Source organism: Acidomonas methanolica, assembly GCF_004346035.1.
Classification (GTDB): Bacteria; Pseudomonadota; Alphaproteobacteria; order Acetobacterales; family Acetobacteraceae; genus Acidomonas; species Acidomonas methanolica.
Window position 1 is genome coordinate 190,057 of record NZ_SLZN01000001.1, and the last position, 17,046, is coordinate 207,102.

Below are 17,046 nucleotides of genomic sequence, written 5' to 3' on the forward strand. Positions count from 1 at the left end.
CAGGCCGCGATCACGACCGGCGCTTCCGCCGACATGCCGCAGGCGTCGGCGGCCTCGTCCGCTCGCCTTCAGGACATGCGGAAAGCGGCGGAGAACGATGCAGGACAGCCCCCTCCTTTCGCCAGCCCGGCGCGTGCTTTCCCTTCAGCAGGACGACATCGCCCGTCGCCGCCTCGTCGATACCTGCTGATCGAATCCACCGGCATCGCGGAACCCTCTCCCCGTCGCCGCGACTGTCGAGTTCCGCGACGAGGAAGGGCGGAGCCTGAGCGATCTTGCCCGGCTGGACACGATGGTCACGGTGGTGGACGCGGTGAGCCTGCTGAAGGACTACGCCTCCGCCGATTTCCTGCGCGATCGCGGCGAGACGGCGGGCGATGGCGACGAGCGCGCCCTCGTCGATCTCCTTGTGGAGCAGATCGAGTTCGCCGATGTGGTGGTTCTCAACAAGATCGACACCGCCACGCCCGAACAGATCGCGGCGGCCAGCAAGATCATCCGCTCCCTCAACCCGGACGCTGACCGCGTCGAGACCAGCCGAAGCCATGTCGATCTCGCCCGCGTGCTCGCCACGAACCGCTTCGATTTCGAAAGCGTGCATGAGCACCCGCTCTGGTTCAAGGAACTCCACGGGCATGCCGACCACATTCCGGAAACGCAGGAATACGGTATCGGCAGCTTCGTCTATCGCGCCCGCCGCCCCTTCCGTCCGGAGGCCTTCGCGCGCTTCATCGAGCGGTCACGCCCGCGTCTCTCGCCGGATGGTTACTGCCCGACTGCCGGACCCGTTTCCGCTCTGGAGCGCCACGGCGGGAACGCACTGATCGCGATCCGGTCACAACCCGCCCGGCTCCGGCCCGGCCCACTGAGTCAGACCCGCGCGCGGCGCGACCTTTTCCGCGGGGGTCATGGCGTCCCGCCGGGCCGCGTCCTGCTTCAGCGCGAAGCGGGCCATATCGTCGGCCCGCCTTTCGAAGAGGGCGGCCTGACGCTTCAGCAGAAACGCGCGAACGGCGCTCGTCCCGACCCGGTCCAGCACCTGTTCGAAATGGCGACGGCACAGCCCAAGCCCCTGATCGGACTTTCCCCCAGCCGATGCTTCAGGATCGCGCTCCATCGCAGCGGCAAGACGACCGATCGCCTCCACCGCGCCTCTCTCGGCCGCCGCACAGGCGGCGCATCGCGTTTCCGCCATCCCGGAAACGGAAACCGGCGGATCGCGCCGGTCGGCTTCCATGGCGCGCAAGCTCAGGCGGCGCGACTCGTCGCGCAGCAGCGGTGCAAAGGCTGTGGCGATCTCGCACGGCGCGGCAAGGCGCGCGAAGAGACGGGAATGGCCGGAACAAAGGCCATTTTCGCTCCGGAACGTCCTCCGCGCCTCTTCCCGGCACCGCAGATCATGTTGCAAGGCTGTCAGATGGTCGAACACCGCTCGTTCGACCCGGACGCAGACGGGACAGGGGGGAATATCTCCCGACCATGCCGCCGTCATATCCCCGTCTTCAGCGTCGGATGCCCCGATCACGCTGATGGACCGGACAGCATCGAGCCGCGCAAGCAACGCAGGAGTCTCCCGCCCGTCCTCCTTCAGAGCCGCTGCGATGCGATCGCACATGCCGCGCAGGAAAACCTGTTGGCGTCGTGAGAGGAGAAACTCGGTGACAGCCGTCTCCAGGGCGGGCAGTCCGGAGCGACGCAACGCATCGTCCCCGCGTTCCAGCCGCGCCGACAGGGCGTTCCGCGCGCTCAGGGGAAAAATGACGACATCCGGCGGCAGGCCCGCCTCCACCAGCCCGTGGCGGAAGCGCTCCACCGTCGCGCGGACCGCCTCGTCATCCGTTGCCAGATCGATTTTGTTGACGACGGGAAAGAGCGGCTTGCCGGTCGAGCCGATGTCGCGCAGCAGGCCCTCCTCGTCGGGGCCGAGAAGGTCGTCGAAGGCGGAAACGAGAATGAAGGCGTCGATCTGTTCGAGAAACGCCAGTGTGGTCTCCGTATTGGCCCGGATGATCGACCCTAGGCCGGGCGTATCGATAAAGCGGAAACCCGCCCGAAGGATGGAGGAGGGCAGCAGGATTTCCGCCTCCTCCACCCTGCGGACATTGCCGGGATTCCCGCGTTCCGTCACGTAATCGGCCAGTTGCGCCAGAGGGACGTCTTCTATCAGGGATGTGCCCCTGAAATGCAGCACGACCTTTTCCTCGCTGCCATAAGCGAGGCTCGTGATGACGGATGTGAGCGGCTCGGCGCCCATTGGCAGCCGGTCCAGCCCCGTCATCGCGTTCAGCAGGGTGGATTTTCCCCGGCTGTACCGGCCCACGACCGCGATGTTGAAACGATCCATGGCCAGCCGCTCGAAAAGCAGGCGGTTCCGCACGACCGTCTCCGCACGCCACGGCAGCGCGCGCAGACACTCAGCCAGAACATATTTGCAATCTCGATACTGCCGCAGAGTCATGAACGGCGCATCCGCCTCCCTGGCGGTCAAGAATCCCATCCCGCACCGGGCGGAACAACGGCTTGACAGAATGGACGCTTCGCATGTCATAGTCATGATGGCAATGGACTCTGCCTGGCCGGTTCCGATTGGCCGAACCGCTTTCCTCGGGATGACCTCCCGGAAAAGCTGATGATTCCTATCCCGGCAACATGGCATGGGGAGGAGTCCGTCCAGATCGCCCCTTCCGCATCGCCAGAATGCCGCACAGTGTTGAAGCGAGGCTGGATCATGCGTCTTCTTGTCGTTCTGGATCGTCCGGATACCGCCCCCTTTACCCTGAAGACCGCGGAAGGTCTGGCCAGCCGGCTGCCTTTCGAGGAGATCCGCCTTCTTCACCCGCGCATGGCACGTGATCCCGCCTATCTCTCCCCCGACGAGGGTCTTCCGAGTATCGAGGAAACACAGCATTTCGTGCGGGACGTCGTGCAGCGAGCCGACGCGCTCCGGCGCATCGCGACCGCCTGGATCAGCCACCTCCCCTCCTCGGGGCCGAGCCCTGTCGACGGGCAGTGGGTGGAGGTGGAAGGCGACATCCGCACGATCGTCACCCATGAGGCCATGCTTGCCGACATCGTGGTGCATGGCAGGCCCCGCGTGGAAGATCCGGATTATGTCTCGGATGCGTTCGGCGCCATTCTCTACGATGCGGAAGCGACGCTTTTGATCGCTCCGCTACAGGATTTTCCGATCGTCGGCCGCAGGCCCGTCATCGGATGGCGTCCGTCCGCCGCCCTCGACAAGACGATCGCCGCGGCCATGAAGCTGCTGGAAACGGCGGACCATGTGACGTTTCTCATCGGCGACGAAAGCCACGAGGAAACGGCGCTTCCCGATTTCGCCCGGACGCTGGAGGCGAAAGGTGTCGCCGTCGCCGTCACGCGGTTTCAGGTCGAGAGCGGACAGCTCGGCGAACAGATCCGGGAGCACGCCCTGGCCGCGAATGCCGATCTTCTGATCATGGGCTCCTATCCGCGTCGGCATTTTCTCGAGTGGCTGTTCGGTCCCCCGACACAGGATATGTTCACCCGCACCACGCTCCCCATCCTGACGCACCATTAGAGCCATATCCGCCCCGCCGGTTCCCCGATATTGCCCTGATTTATTGTTTTGCGATCCGCTTTTCGCACTGCCAGAGGTTGCACCATGCAGATGACCTTCCTGACCCCCCTGTCGATCGCCGTGGGGGGCGCGATCGGAACGTTGCTCCGTTATTATACCGGGCTTCTGATGATGGGATGGAGCCAGAGGCTTCCCTGGGCGACCATCTTCATCAACACGACCGGCTCCTTCGCCATCGCCTTTTTCGGCATCCTGACGGTCACCGGCGCGCGCTTTCCGGTTTCAAACGAGATGCGTCTGATTTTCATGGTCGGCATTTGCGGAGGCTATACGACCTTTTCCTCTTTCAGCCTGCAAACGCTCGACCTGCTCCGGAACGGCGCGCCGGGCCGCGCCTTCATGAACGTGGCCCTGTCCCTCCTCTTCGGTCTGGGAGCCGTCACCGCAGGGTATCTCTGCGCGACCTCGCTCAACAACCGGCAAAACGCTCCCGCGCTGGCCGCGCCGATGGACCGTCCGGCGGCGCAGGAGGAAAACTGACACGCCGCGCCGGTTTCCCCGGTCGGGAAATGATCGCGCATCCGCCAGTTCGTTATCCGGCGGCTGTCGCGGTGGCCGGTCCAACCGGCTCGGGCATGGCCAGCTTCCCGCGGATGCCCTTTGCGATCGCGGGATCGACCTTGGCGAACAGCCCGAGCTGACGCTCGATGATGTGCTCCGGCACCCCGTCCATGGCCGCCGCCACATTGCCGTGGAAGCGCTCCTTCTGCGCATCGTCGAACAGGGCGTAGAGCGCGCGTGGCTGGGCGAAGTCGTCGCCGTCGCCACGGTGTTCGTAATAGGTCGCCTCGCCCGAGACGCGCAGCGGCGGCTCGATCGCGAAAGGCGCATCCACCGGGCCATGGACCGAATTCGGCTCATAATACGCGTCCGTCGCTTTCGGCGCGTCGAAACGCATCGGTCCGTCCATGTGGTAATTCCGCACCGCGACGCGCGGCCGATTCACGGGCAACGCCTCGTAATGCGTGCCGACCCGATAGCGATGGGCATCCGCATAGGCGAAAATCCTCCCCTGCAACATCTTGTCGGGCGAGAAGCCGATGCCGGGAACGATATTGGACGGAGAGAAGGAGGCCTGCTCGATCTCGGCGAAGTAATTCTCCGGATTGTGGTTCAGTTCCATCACACCGACTTCGATCAGCGGATAATCCTTGTGCGGCCAGACTTTCGTGACGTCGAACGGGTTGAAACCCACCTGCTCGGCCTCATGCTCGGCCATCACCTGGATGCACACCGTCCAGCGCGGAAAATCGCCGCCCTCGATGGCGGTGAACAAATCTTCCTGTGAGGTTTCGCGGCTCCGGCCGACGATCTCCTTCGCCTCGTCATTCGTCCAGAATCTGTGGCCCTGCTGCGTCTTGAAATGGAACTTTACCCAGAATCGCTCGCGCCGCGCATTCCAGAGCGAATAGGTGTGGCTACCGTACCCGTTCATGAAGCGGAACCCTTGCGGCAGGCCGCGATCAGAGAACAGGATCGTCACCTGATGAAGGCTTTCCGGACTCAGGGACCAGAAATCCCACATCGCGGCGGCCGAGCGCATGTTGGTGCGCGGGTGGCGCTTCTGCGTATGGATGAAATCGGGAAATTTCATCGGATCTCGCACGAAGAAGACCGGCGTGTTGTTACCCACGAGATCCCAGTTGCCGTCATCCGTATAGAATTTCAGCGCGAAGCCGCGCACGTCGCGTTCCGCATCCGCCGCGCCGCGCTCGCCCGCCACGGTGGAGAAGCGCGCCAGCATCGGGGTCGCCTTGCCGATTTCAGCGAAGACCGAGGCGCAGCTATATTCCGTGATATCGCGGGTCACGGTGAACGTGCCGTACGCGCCGGAGCCCTTGGCATGAACCGTGCGCTCGGGAATGCGCTCGCGGTTCTGATGCGCCAGTTTTTCGAGAAGCTGGTAGTTCTCCAGCAGCAGCGGCCCGCGCGGTCCGGCGCTCTTGCTGTCCTCATTGCTCGGCCACGGAGCGCCGGCGGTCGTCGTGATGAATGTCGTGCTCATGCTGATCCTCCATCAAAGCCTCTCCGGTTCAAACGGACTCATTCGAGCCGGCGAAGATGCTCTCAAAACAACATCCTGGAGAGTGTCCGACGAGCCGATGCAGGCCGGCCGGTTTCCAGGAACGTGGAGTCACCATAGCGAAGGGCAATCATTTCGGTTAAACCGAATTATCCTCTCTCAGTCATCGACATGACCGATAAGCATCGGCGCGGAATGTCTGCGACACGCCGCACCCCTCCGCCGCACCCCTCACCGCCCGCTCAGGAGAGCGCCCAGAGGCGCAGCCCCCCTTCCAAAGCGTTGCTGTTGTCACCGAGTTCGACACCCGCGGGCAATGCGCCGATCTTTTTCGCATTGCCGCCGCCCAGCACGATGTAATCGGGCAGAAAAGCAGCCCTGAGCATCTCGACGACCTCCAGCACCGTCCCGGGCCAGGCCTTCTTGTTTTTCTTCCGCCGCTCGTCGCTGACATAATACTCGAAATTGTTCTTGCGATACGGCAAATGACCGAGTTCCAGCGGAACGACACGCCCATCCGTGATGAGCGCCGATCCCAGCCCGGTGCCGAGGCCGAGAAAGAGCATCGTCCCGCTCCGGTAACTGCCCAGCGCCTGCATGGCGGCGTCATTGATGATCCGCACCGGGCAGGCAAACGCCTGGGCGAAGTCGAAACCCAGCCATCCGGTGCCCAGATGATGCGGCTCGGCGACGATACGCCCGCCCCTGACCGGCATCGGCACCCCCATGGACACGCGCTGGAAACTCCGGCCGGCGAGTTGCTCCTTCAGCGTTCCGACCATCTCCTGCGGGGTCATGGCCGCGCCCGAGACGAACTTGACCTCGTTCTCCTCCCGGCCGATCCGCGCTTTCACATGCGTGCCGCCGACATCGATCACCAGGGTGACGGCGGCCGCCGGTCCGATCGCATACGGTGCTGCCTGAGACAGGGGCGTAACGGTATTCATGCCGATCCTCATTCCATGACGACAGACGGGCAAAACGATCTTTAGGCGGCGATCGTTGCATCACGCCTGCTTGCACCACGCACTCAGCCGCCATAGGAGCGGAAGGAAAAACGCAAAGGAGCTTCGAGGTGACGGCAGGATTTCGCCAGATCACTTTCCCCGACCCCGTCCAGGACGCCGCGATCGAAACGGCGCTCTTTTATCCCGCTTCCGGAACGGCGGAAGCACTGCGCTTCGGCGCCTATCCCATAGCGGCCGCGCTCAATGCGCCGGTCAGGGGCGAGACCCTGCCTCTCGTGGTGGTCTCCCACGGCAATGGCGGCTTTCCGCAGGCGCATCGTGACCTGGCCCTGCGGCTGGCTGAGGCGGGCATGGTCGCGGCCCTGATCCGGCATCCGGGCAACAGCACCGGGGATAACGGTCTCGCCAATACGCTCGCCATCGTCGAGGCGCGTCCCCGCCACATGGATCTGGTGATCGACGGACTCCTCGCCGATCCCCTTCTCGGCCCTGTCCTCACACCGGAGCGGATCGCCCTCGCAGGGCACTCCCTCGGCGCGTATACCGCCCTAGCCCTCGCGGGCGGCGAGCCGGTGACGACGCGACGGGAGACGCCGGACGGCCCGTTCCGTCCCTTCCCCGTGCCGCACCGCGCCGTGCAGGCGCTGGTCCTGCTGGCCCCCGCCCCGTTCTGGTTCCCGACGCCCGACCGGCTGACGGGCGTTACGGCCCCCATCTTCCTGCGCACCGGCCAATATGACGCCATCACCCCCGACAGCGCCTCGCAGGTCATCCGTCAGGGCGTCTCCTCGCCACGCCCGCTGGATGACGCGGTCGCGCCGGGAGCGGGACATTTCTCCTTCATGAGCCCGTTCCCGCCCTCCCGCACCACGCCTGAGATCCCGGCCTCGCAAGACCCGCCCGGTTTCGACCGCCCGGCCTTCCTGCGCGGCCTCCATGACGAGATCGCCGCCTTCCTCACGCGCGTCCTCTGACCCCGCGCCCGACCGTCACGCCAGCAGCTTCTCCCGCCGCAAAATCGTCATGACATCGCGAATGCGATCGCCATAGGTGTGGTCCCGCAACGTGCGGGCCTGCGCGCGGCGCGCATGATCGAGCCGCAGTTCCGGCGCGTTCAGGAAGCGCTCGACAAGCCGGTCGAAATCCTTCTTGTTGGAAAAGGTCGGAATCTCGTCGGCCTTGAAGTACCGACGCAGCTCATACGTGTCCTCATGAAAGAGCTGGAACGCGCCGGCCGCCGCCGCCTCGAACGTCCGGGGGCCGGGCGTGGATGGGGCGATCATGAAACGCTTGTTCTCGAAATGCAGCGATCGTCCGAGATTCAGCACCAGCTTGGCGCGGCGATACAGCTCGATGAGTTGCGCCTTCTCGATCCGCGCGTCCGAGAAGCCGATCCCCATCTCCCCCCAGCCGGGCCCGACGATCCGGATATTGAGCGTACGCAGGGTCGGCATGAGATTGCGCACGATGTCCTTCCGGCTGGTGAAGGCCACGCCGCAGAACAGCACGTCGATGCTCTTCTCGACCGTCTCGTCGATCTCCGCGTAATGCAGCTTCCGGCTGGCCGCGAGCGGGAGGTGAAAGACCTGGTCGCGCTGATAGAAATTATGCCCCCAGCGATCGCAGGAGAAGATGACGTCGAAATCATCCGCGATCCGGTAATTCGCGTCCTGCTCGTAAGGGTCTTCCGTCGCCCAGAACGCCGTCACCGCGCCGATCTTCTTCGCCTCGCGACAAACCTCGCCGAAATACGTGCTTTCCGGCAGATAGGACCCGATCGCGAAGACGATGGTCGGGCGCAGTCGGGAGATCGAGGCGGCCGCGCCGCTGATATGCACGGCATGGACGTTCTCCTCGCCGAGGCATTCCGCCCAGCCATCCATGATGGCTTCGCGAATCTGCCGGTTGGCCTGGGATTCATACCGGCCGCCGCTACAGACGAGCACCCGCTGGGCGCCGAAGGGCGCGGCCTCCGCCGAGGGCGAGACCGCCGTCGCGTCGAGAGTATCCAACATATGCAGACCCGCCTCCTCCTGTGTCACCGACGCGTCATCCCCGGTAAAATCCGCGCTGCGTCCGGACGGCTTTCCCGCGCGTGTCCGTCGGCTCATGCCATGCACTCCTTCACGATCCCGTCCAGCGTCCGATTGAACGTCGCCGGGTCGCATTCCTCGCGCACGTGCTCCAGAGCGCTGTCGCGCACGGCCTGCCATAGTGCCTCATCGTGGTACAATCGGGCCAGCGCCCGGGCAAACCCTTCCGGATCGTCCGATTCCGCGGCCAGAAGCGCCTCGCCCGACCTCCAGCCGACCTGACCGGCGATCAGCGTCGTGGTGACGACGGGCAGGCCGAAGGACGCGGCCTCATGCACCTTGTAGGGAAGACCGCCCGCGAAGCGCGTCGGCGCGACGAACACGCGATGGCGTTCATAGAGAGACGCGAGATCGTCGGACGGCCCGATCCAGCGGAAGCGGGACGAAGCGAGGATCGGCGAGAGATCGACATCCGGGCCCACATAGCCCGCCACGGTGATCCGCACCTCTTCCGGCAGAAGCGCGTCCAGAAACGGCGCCACTTTCTCGATCAGCCACATCAGCCCGTCATGGTTGGGCGAGCCCTCGTCATGAATCGCCCCGAGCGCCAGGATGTCCCGCCGCTCCGCGAACGGCGTCATGGTGGGACGCACCTCGAGCGCGTGGCCGAGAACGGAAACATTCCCGTAGCCGACACTGCGGATGAGGCGGGCATCGGCTTCGGTCACGGCCACGATGCGTTGGCAGAAATGGGCGCAATCCAGTTCATCGGTCAATCGTGCGATGAATTCGGCCGCCGGCAGAGGTGCGCCCAACACCCGGGCACGCTCGTAACTGCGGGACGTGGCGACGACCTCTGTATCCAGAATCGTTCCCGCCGCGCCGAGATGGCGCGCGGATTCGCTCAGGATCGGCAGCAGCCGGGCGAGATTATGGGTCCGGCCGATCCAGAGCGCATCGTAATACCCGGCGCGCTCCTCGATGAACTCGGCGAAACTGCCGAGATCGGCGTCGTACATGAGTTCGACCGTCTCGGGGAAGGCTTCGACCAGGGAAAGCACATCCGTCCTGCGTTGCAGGATGGCGAAGACCGTCACATGATAGCCGAGCGCCACCAGGGCATGGACCATGTGGTTCGAACGGACATAGCCGGAGCCGAGCGCGGGCAGCGGCAGCCGATCTTCCAGGAAAAGAATCCGTTTGCGCTCCCGCGACTGCTCCCGCGCGAAGATCGCGTTCCGTACATGACGCGGCGGATGCTGGCGCAGCCTGTCCTGATGGATGAGCGCGAAAAGCCGGTGATTGGCCTGGATCATGTCGTTCGAACGCGACGGGCCGGACGAACCGTATTCGAGATGCTCGATGCAGATGCCCGGATCGTAGACGACGCGCCGACCGGCCGCCGCGATCCGCAGGCAGAGATCCACATCCTCGAAGTAGGCCGGGCGGAACCGCTCGTCGTACCCGCCGAGGGATTTCAGCAGGGAGGCGCGCAGCATCAGAAACGCGGCGGAGCAGAAATCCACATCGCGGACGAAATTCGCCTCCGCGATGTTCGGGTCGTCCTCCCGGCGATAGCCATGTGTCGCGCCGTCGCGCCAGACGACCGAGCCCGCTTCCTGCAAACGGAAATTCGTCCGCACGATCTTCGCGCCGACCGCCCCGACATCGGGTTCCGCTGACAGCCGCGCCAGGGCATTCCTCACCGCGTTGGGATAAAGCCGGACATCGTTGTTCAGATACAGCACGGCAGGGCCGGATACGACGGCGAGCGCGCTGTTGCATGCGTCCAGATAGCCGATATTGGTCCTGAAATGCAGGATGCGTGCGCCCGTCACGAACGCCTCGATCCGACTGACATCGTCGCGCGACCCGGAATCGACCACGATGAGTTCGATGGCCCCGGCATAATTCGCGCGCAGCGAGGCGAGCGTCTGCATCGTCATCGCGATCTGGTCGTGCGCGACGAGGATGACGCTGAATTCCGGCGCCCCGTCAGTGCTGAAATCCAGCTTCTGCCTGCGGAGCATCGGCAAGGCGACCTCCGCCTCATGCCGGAAGAGCGCCCGCGTCCGGCCCTCATCCGGCATCTCCGCCTCATACCAGTCCCGCCGACCCCGACATTCCGCCGCGACAAAATGGGCGTAGGGGTCGGGAAACACGCCGCTGCGCAAATCCGCCGCGACGAGAGGCTTGCGCATATAGGCCGCCAGGGAAATATCCGCTCGCGGCGCCCTGCCCTCCTTCGCGCCGAATTTTACGAAATGGTCATACGCGTTGCGAAAGAGCCCCGCCTCGATATTGGGCGGCAGATCGGGATGAAGCGCGCAATATTGCTCCTCACTGAACCAGTGCTGGGGGTCGAACTGGCGCGGCGTCTCATTGGCGAGATAATGATGGAGCGCGGACTGGTAACGTCCCTCGGCGATCTCCTTCGCCACGGCAGGGTAATGCGCGAGATACCAGGCAGGATCGAAATACCAGGAGAGGCGGCCGGAATCCGCGGAGGGAGCCGGAAGGTCCAGCCATGTCGCGAACACCCCTCCCTCGCGCATGTCCACGCCGAGCGCCGCCAGCACTTCGGCTCCCAGCGCCGGATCGTAGAAGGGATGACCCGAGAAACCCGCGGCGTCGCCCTCTCCGAGGAAATGGTCATACCCGTTGAGATAGTCGTGCCCGCCGTCTTCCCGCGCGAGCCCGCCGGGACAGGCGCGGCGATAGAACGCCTCGTCGAACAGCCAGTGCGGCGCGTACGACCGATATCCCTGTTGGCGATAATGTGCGAAGCCGGACGGAAATTCGTCCAGGCAGACCGCTCGATAGACGTCCGGATGAGCCCGGAGATACCATTCCTCGTCGAAAAATCGGTTCGGCGAGTGCCCGTAACGCTGCCCGATGTCATGATAGAACGCTTCCGCCGAGTCAAACCCCTCCCCGGCGAGACGGGCTTCCACGTCGGGATAGCGTCGAAGATACCATTCCGAGTCAAAACGCGCCCAGATTGGCTCGCGTGCGGGCGGCGCGGGCGTGGCAAGATCCGTTCCCGGCGCGGGACGATCCTCCTCGTTCATGCGGGCACGATTTCGGGAACGAGATGCCGGACTGCGTTCGCTTCCGCGCATCCCAAGGCAGCGGCGTCGTCGGAGAAATGGATGGCGCGCAGAAGCCCGTCCGCGATCTCGACCGTGTTGTTCAGCGCCCGAAGCGCCACGTCCTGCCCGATGATATTCGCCAGGCAGATGCGATAAACTCCGTCGAGCGGGCGCGCAAAGCCCTGTCGCAACATCAGCCAGCCGCTGAATCCGCCCATCAGCGGCGCGCCCGCCTGCGTCTTCGCCACGTCCTCGCGAATGTCGCGGTGGAGGCCGAACACGACCGCCTCTTCACCCGTCTCGCTGACCAGCACGGCATACATCGTCCCCGCCGCATCGGCTCCGGGGAGAAAGAACCATCCGCGTATATACAAAGCACCCGGATCGCCCGCCTCGTCCTCGCCTGCCGGCCTGCCCAGATCGTCGATGAAATACGCCGCGGCCTGCGCATCCTTCAGTCTCAGGCTCTCCGCCTGCGGGAAGCCGGAGAGTTTCACACCGCGCAACACGCCGTCTTCATGCGCGATACGATTGAAATCGGCCAGGATCTGACCGTTGCTCGCCCCTCTGCGCGCAACGGCGACGATCTGCCCGCCATCGACGGAAATCGACACGGGCGTCAGCGTGAAGGCCCCGGCGGCATTGACGACGTTCACGAGGCCGATCCGATACGCCCCCTCGCTCCACTTGCCCCGCAGCGCCACCTCCACGCTGAAACCGGCCCGCCGCGGCGCATCCGGGAAGATGCTGCAAATATCCGGACGCGATTCCCGCACCGCCTCGATGAAGACCGGCGACGCCTCCGCCGCTCCGATCAGCACGACATACAAGCTGCCCGACGTCGTGACGCCGGGCACGAAAAACCAGCCGCGCAGCCGCAGCGACGGGCTGGCCACGAAATCCTTGTCAACGGAATCGGCGCTGAGGACGAAGCCGCTGACCTCGTCGATGTAGCATTCCCCTCCCTGGATCGAGACCCAGTTCTGTACCGGCTCAGGCATTTCCACCGCCAGGTCGCGGGTCGTGGGAGGATCGAAAATATGTCTGGGCGGAGCCTGATGACGCCATGTCGCGTGAGGAAGCAGATGCACCTGACCCGCATCGATGGACATTTCCGCGACGCCAAGCTCCCGGACGGGCGCGATCGCGCGATAGGCGTCCTGAAGCGCCGCTCCATACATCTTTGCATCGCACCAGAGATGCGGCCCGATATTCGCCATCATCCGCGCACGCATGGTTTCGGACGCGCGCAGCAGTTCCAGCCGCTCCAGCACTGCGGCGGGCGATCCGACCGGAACCTTGAACCCGTCGACGCCGTCGGTCACTCGATCCCCCAGCGCCCCGATATCGGAGACGATGGGAATCAGCCCGTTCTGCCAGGCCTCGGAAAGGGAAATGCAATAGGTCTCGGGCCAGATCGACAGATTGAGCGCGACATCGGCGATCTTGAGCGTCTCGATGTCCCCTGCGGTATAGCGGCCATAAACCTTCACGTTCGACCGTTGCTGCGCGCTGAGCACCGGATCGTATTCGGGATGCACGTAGCCGAAGATGTGGAACTCGAAATGATCGGGATGCGCAAGGTCGATCAGGCTGAGAACCGTGTCGGCGCCCTTGGTCCGCAGGAAATTCCCCACGATCGCCACGCGCAAGGGCTGCTCTCCCAGAGGCACATAGGGTTTGGGAATGACAGGCACGGTGTTTTCCGGCGAGGGAATGCCGAGCACGAGACTGCGCCGGGACTCAAGACCCGGATAGATTTCATGAATCAGGGCCTGTGAATGTCGCGTGCCGAAAAGGATCGTATCGACCGAACGCAGCATCCTGGCGATAAAGGCGCGTCGCGTCTGCTCGCTGCCGTAATCCGCATTCTCCGCCGCGCGCAGGACGACATCCGAACTCAGCACCCATTTCACGTCCTCCTCGACATAGCGGAGTTCATGGTTGAGCAGGTTGTAGCGCGCGGAGACGAGCCAGAAATCATGGGCGGAAAACATCACGCCCGTTCCGCAGGCCTTGGCGATGATGGGCAGCGACAGCGCGTGATGGCCAAGATGTTGAATATGAACGATGTCGATCGCATACAGAGAAATGGCGTTGGAAAAGGCCATCTCCTCCGCATCGTCACACATGGCGTCCATCCAGCCGATTTCCGGCACATCGTACCGTTCCAGCTCCTGCCCGCCGGCCGTCGTCAGGCGACAATGCGTGCCACGACGCAACCAGTAGAAAAACTCGATGTCGCGGCCAAGCAGCGTACATAACGTCTGCTGATAGACTTCGACCCCGCCCCAGGCCTGCTCATGAATCGTGGAATGCGTGCACATGAGCACCCGCAGCCGGCGCCGACGCGGCGCGATCGCCGTGCCGGGCACGTGACGGCCGAAATCGGCGCCGGTCACCTCCGCCATCTGCTTCAGGCGATTTTCATAGAGATGCCGGTCGAGCACCGCTTTCTGCGCCGACTGGGCGGCCTTGCGTCGGGCCGTCCTGTCGGAGAGGAAGCGGCCGATCGCCTCCACGACGCCGTCGATATCACGGGTGAGAACGGCGCCGGTCACGTCCTCGAAAAACGTCGCCGCCATGGTTTCAGGCGCTTCCACGACCTGCGCGGTCCCGGCGAGAGCAAGCTCGTAGAAACGCGGGCCGGGCGCGGTCGCCTGGCTGACATCGCCGTGGCTCGCATAGTCGCGGAACATCGTCAGCGTGACCGCGCTGGCATTTGCAAAATCGATGAAGGCTTCGTGGCTTACCGGGCGCTGGATCGCCAGCGCGGCGAGATCGGCCGGGAGCGGAGGAAGATAGTCGTTGCCGGGACAGATCAGTTTGAGGCGCGCCTCGGGAAAGGCGGCGATGACATGCCGCAACGTCCGGACACGGTTCGGCCACATCGTGCCCGCAAAGAAAATATCATAATCGAGATCGTCCGTCGCCTTGATCTTCCGCTCGTGGATCGAACGGCTGGCGGCGAGCGGAAGATAAAAGCCCTTCCCCTTGTAGTATTCGGCGCAGGATGGATCGTTCGTAAAGACAAAATCGAAAAGGGACGAGTTGTCGACATTGAAATCCCGCATGAACGGATCTTCGAACGTCCAGAGAATCATTGTCCGGAAGGCAGGTCGAATCCGCCGCATCAACTGCGTCTTGAGTCTCTGCCCGTCAATACAGATCAACGTGTTGTGTTCGCCGGAGGCGGCAATCGCCGCCAGCGTCATATTATCGGCGACCACGATCTGGTCGGCGCCGAAGATGCGTCGAGCGGCCCGTTCGATGCCCAGTGTCAGATACGAATTCGGATTATGCGTATAATTCGTGTTGTAAATGACCGCCATGCCATCCCCCGAGACAACCCTCCCGGCACCGTTCCAGACGGAAAGCGACGAGCCTGAAAACGTTTATCCCAAGAAAACGAGTTAAAAAAAAGACCGCCGGACGCGGTGAGCGCCCATCCTGACCGGGCAAGCACAAAAAAAGGGGCGCCGAAGCGCCCCTTTCCCCGATGACAACGGTCAGAGGTCCATCAGACCTCGGTGTTGCGGCGACGAATCGCCGCCCCGAGGATATCGCCCAGCGACGCGCCGCTGTCGGACGAGCCGTATTCGCTGATCGCCTGCTTGTCCTCCTCGACCTCGCGGCCGCGAATCGTCAGGGCCAGCTTGCGCGAGGCGCGATCGACGGACACGACCTTGGCGTCCACCTTCTCGCCGACCGCGAAACGCTCCGGACGCTGCTCGGCCTTGTCCCGCGCCAGCTCGGCGCGGCGGATGAAGCCGCTGAGCACTTCGTCGACCTTCACTTCGATGCCGTTGCTCTGCACCGCCGTGACCACGCAGGTCACGATCGCGCCCTTCTGCACCTTGGAGAGCGTGTCAGCCGCGGGATCTTCATGAAGCTGCTTGATGCCGAGCGAGATGCGCTCCTTCTCCGCATCGACGTCCAGCACCTTGGCCTGAACGACCTGCCCCTTCTCGTATTTCGCCATGGCAGCTTCGCCCGGCTCGTCCCAGGAGAGGTCGGACATGTGGACCATGCCGTCGATATCCGCCGAAAGGCCGATGAACAGGCCGAATTCGGTGATATTGCGGATCTCGCCCTCGATCAGGGAGCCGACCTTGTGCTCTTCGGCGAACTGCTCCCAGGGATTGCGCTGGACCTGCTTGATGCCGAGCGAGATACGGCGCTTGGCACTGTCCACATCGAGCACCATGACGTCCACCTCCTGCGAGGTCGCGACGATCTTGCCCGGATGGACGTTCTTCTTGGTCCAGGACATTTCGGAAACGTGGACGAGGCCTTCGACGCCCGGCTCCAGTTCCACGAACGCGCCGTAATCGGTGATGTTCGTGACGCGTCCCGTGTAGCGCGCGCCCGGCGGATACTTGATCGCCACGTTCTCCCACGGGTCGGCCTCGAGCTGCTTCATGCCCAGCGAGATGCGCTGCGTGTCGGAGTTGAAGCGGATGACCTGCACGCGGACCGGCTGCCCGATCTGCAAGGCCTCGGACGGGTGGTTGATGCGCTTCCAGGCGATGTCCGTGACATGCAGCAGGCCGTCCACGCCGCCCAGATCGACGAAGGCGCCGTAATCGGTGATGTTCTTCACCACGCCGTCGAGGATCATGCCTTCCTTGAGGCCCTGGATCAGCTCCGAACGCTGCTCGGCGCGGGTCTCTTCCAGCACGGCGCGGCGCGAGACGACGATGTTGCCGCGCACGCGATCCATCTTCAGGATCTGGAAGGGCTGCGGATGACCCATCAGCGGAGCGACGTCGCGCACCGGACGGATATCCACCTGACTGCCCGGCAGGAACGCCATGGCGCCGCCCAGATCGACCGTGAAACCGCCTTTGACGCGACCGTAGATCGTGCCGTTGACGCGCTGGTTGTTGGCGAACGCGCGCTCCAGCGCCGTCCAGGCCTCTTCGCGCCGCGCCTTTTCGCGCGACAGCACGATCAGCCCGTCGCGATCCTCATACCGCTCGACATAAAGCTCGAACGTATCGCCAGGCTTCACGTCCGGAGCCACACCCGGCGGGCCGAACTCCTTGAGCGAAACGCGGCCCTCGCTCTTCAGGCCGACATCGACGATCACGAACTCGTCGGTCAGGCGCAGGACGCGGCCGGTGACGACGGAACCCTCGAAGCCGCTGTCCTGGCCAAGGGTTTCGTCAAGGAGGGCGGCAAAATCTTCGACGCCGTGGGTATCGGTGATGGTGGCTGAAGCCATGTGGTCCTGTGATCCTGTTCCGAGGCGATCGCGCCGCCCCGGTCTCGATTGCTTGCGCCCGGCAAGATGCCCTTGCCGCACGGC

General features: G+C 64.1%; 11 protein-coding genes and 1 pseudogene. 4 read left to right on the plus strand and 8 right to left on the minus strand.

The features are described 5' to 3' along the window. Positions 1-10 precede the first annotated feature (10 nt). Positions 11-196: a DUF1826 domain-containing protein gene (locus tag EDC31_RS18010; protein ID WP_239641517.1), complete on the minus strand. Its 186-nt coding sequence runs from the start codon at positions 194-196 to the stop codon at positions 11-13. Between EDC31_RS18010 and EDC31_RS18015 the strand changes: the two are divergent. Then, positions 181-742, plus strand: a pseudogene (locus EDC31_RS18015) (CobW family GTP-binding protein); the annotation flags it as partial. The gene EDC31_RS18010 and the pseudogene EDC31_RS18015 overlap by 16 nt on opposite strands. 93 nt (positions 743-835) lie before the next feature. Here the strand turns inward: EDC31_RS18015 and EDC31_RS18020 are convergent. Then, positions 836-2,488: a dynamin family protein gene (locus EDC31_RS18020; protein ID WP_052511512.1), complete on the minus strand. Its 1,653-nt coding sequence runs from the start codon at positions 2,486-2,488 to the stop codon at positions 836-838. 240 nt (positions 2,489-2,728) lie between these two features. On the opposite strand from EDC31_RS18020, the gene EDC31_RS00920 reads away from it, so the two are divergent. Continuing rightward, on the plus strand, positions 2,729-3,559 hold the full coding sequence (locus EDC31_RS00920) for a universal stress protein (protein WP_042055500.1): 831 nt from the start codon (positions 2,729-2,731) through the stop codon (positions 3,557-3,559). Between the two features lie 90 nt (positions 3,560-3,649). Next, entirely contained in the window at positions 3,650-4,099 is a 450-nt protein-coding gene (crcB, locus tag EDC31_RS00925) for a fluoride efflux transporter CrcB (RefSeq protein ID WP_204366634.1), read from the plus strand. A 52-nt stretch (positions 4,100-4,151) separates the two neighbouring features. Here crcB and EDC31_RS00930 read toward each other — a convergent pair whose 3' ends face one another. Beyond that, on the minus strand, positions 4,152-5,624 hold the full coding sequence (locus EDC31_RS00930) for a catalase (RefSeq protein ID WP_042055227.1): 1,473 nt from the start codon (positions 5,622-5,624) through the stop codon (positions 4,152-4,154). A 260-nt stretch (positions 5,625-5,884) separates the two neighbouring features. Next, a complete protein-coding gene (locus tag EDC31_RS00935; protein ID WP_052511514.1) occupies positions 5,885-6,589 on the minus strand; it encodes an ROK family protein in 705 nt (234 codons plus the stop codon). 128 nt (positions 6,590-6,717) lie between these two features. On the opposite strand from EDC31_RS00935, the gene EDC31_RS00940 reads away from it, so the two are divergent. Beyond that, positions 6,718-7,584: an alpha/beta hydrolase family protein gene (locus tag EDC31_RS00940; RefSeq protein ID WP_052511516.1), complete on the plus strand. Its 867-nt coding sequence runs from the start codon at positions 6,718-6,720 to the stop codon at positions 7,582-7,584. 15 nt (positions 7,585-7,599) lie between these two features. Here EDC31_RS00940 and EDC31_RS00945 read toward each other — a convergent pair whose 3' ends face one another. The 4 genes from EDC31_RS00945 to rpsA all read right to left on the minus strand — a co-directional run bounded on the left by EDC31_RS00945 (position 7,600) and on the right by rpsA (position 16,962). Then, on the minus strand, positions 7,600-8,721 hold the full coding sequence (locus EDC31_RS00945) for a CgeB family protein (protein ID WP_239641512.1): 1,122 nt from the start codon (positions 8,719-8,721) through the stop codon (positions 7,600-7,602). Further along, complete coding sequence (locus tag EDC31_RS00950; protein WP_081797354.1) at positions 8,718-11,714, minus strand: glycosyltransferase; 2,997 nt, start codon at positions 11,712-11,714, stop codon at positions 8,718-8,720. The genes EDC31_RS00945 and EDC31_RS00950 overlap by 4 nt, the downstream gene beginning before the upstream one ends. Continuing rightward, positions 11,711-15,067, minus strand: coding sequence for a glycosyltransferase family protein (locus EDC31_RS00955; RefSeq protein WP_042055229.1), 3,357 nt, complete (start codon positions 15,065-15,067; stop codon positions 11,711-11,713). The genes EDC31_RS00950 and EDC31_RS00955 overlap by 4 nt, the downstream gene beginning before the upstream one ends. A 188-nt stretch (positions 15,068-15,255) precedes the next feature. Then, positions 15,256-16,962 (minus strand): 30S ribosomal protein S1, encoded by a 1,707-nt coding sequence (gene rpsA, locus EDC31_RS00960; protein ID WP_042055231.1) that lies wholly within the window; start codon positions 16,960-16,962, stop codon positions 15,256-15,258. Positions 16,963-17,046: the final 84 nt, after the last annotated feature.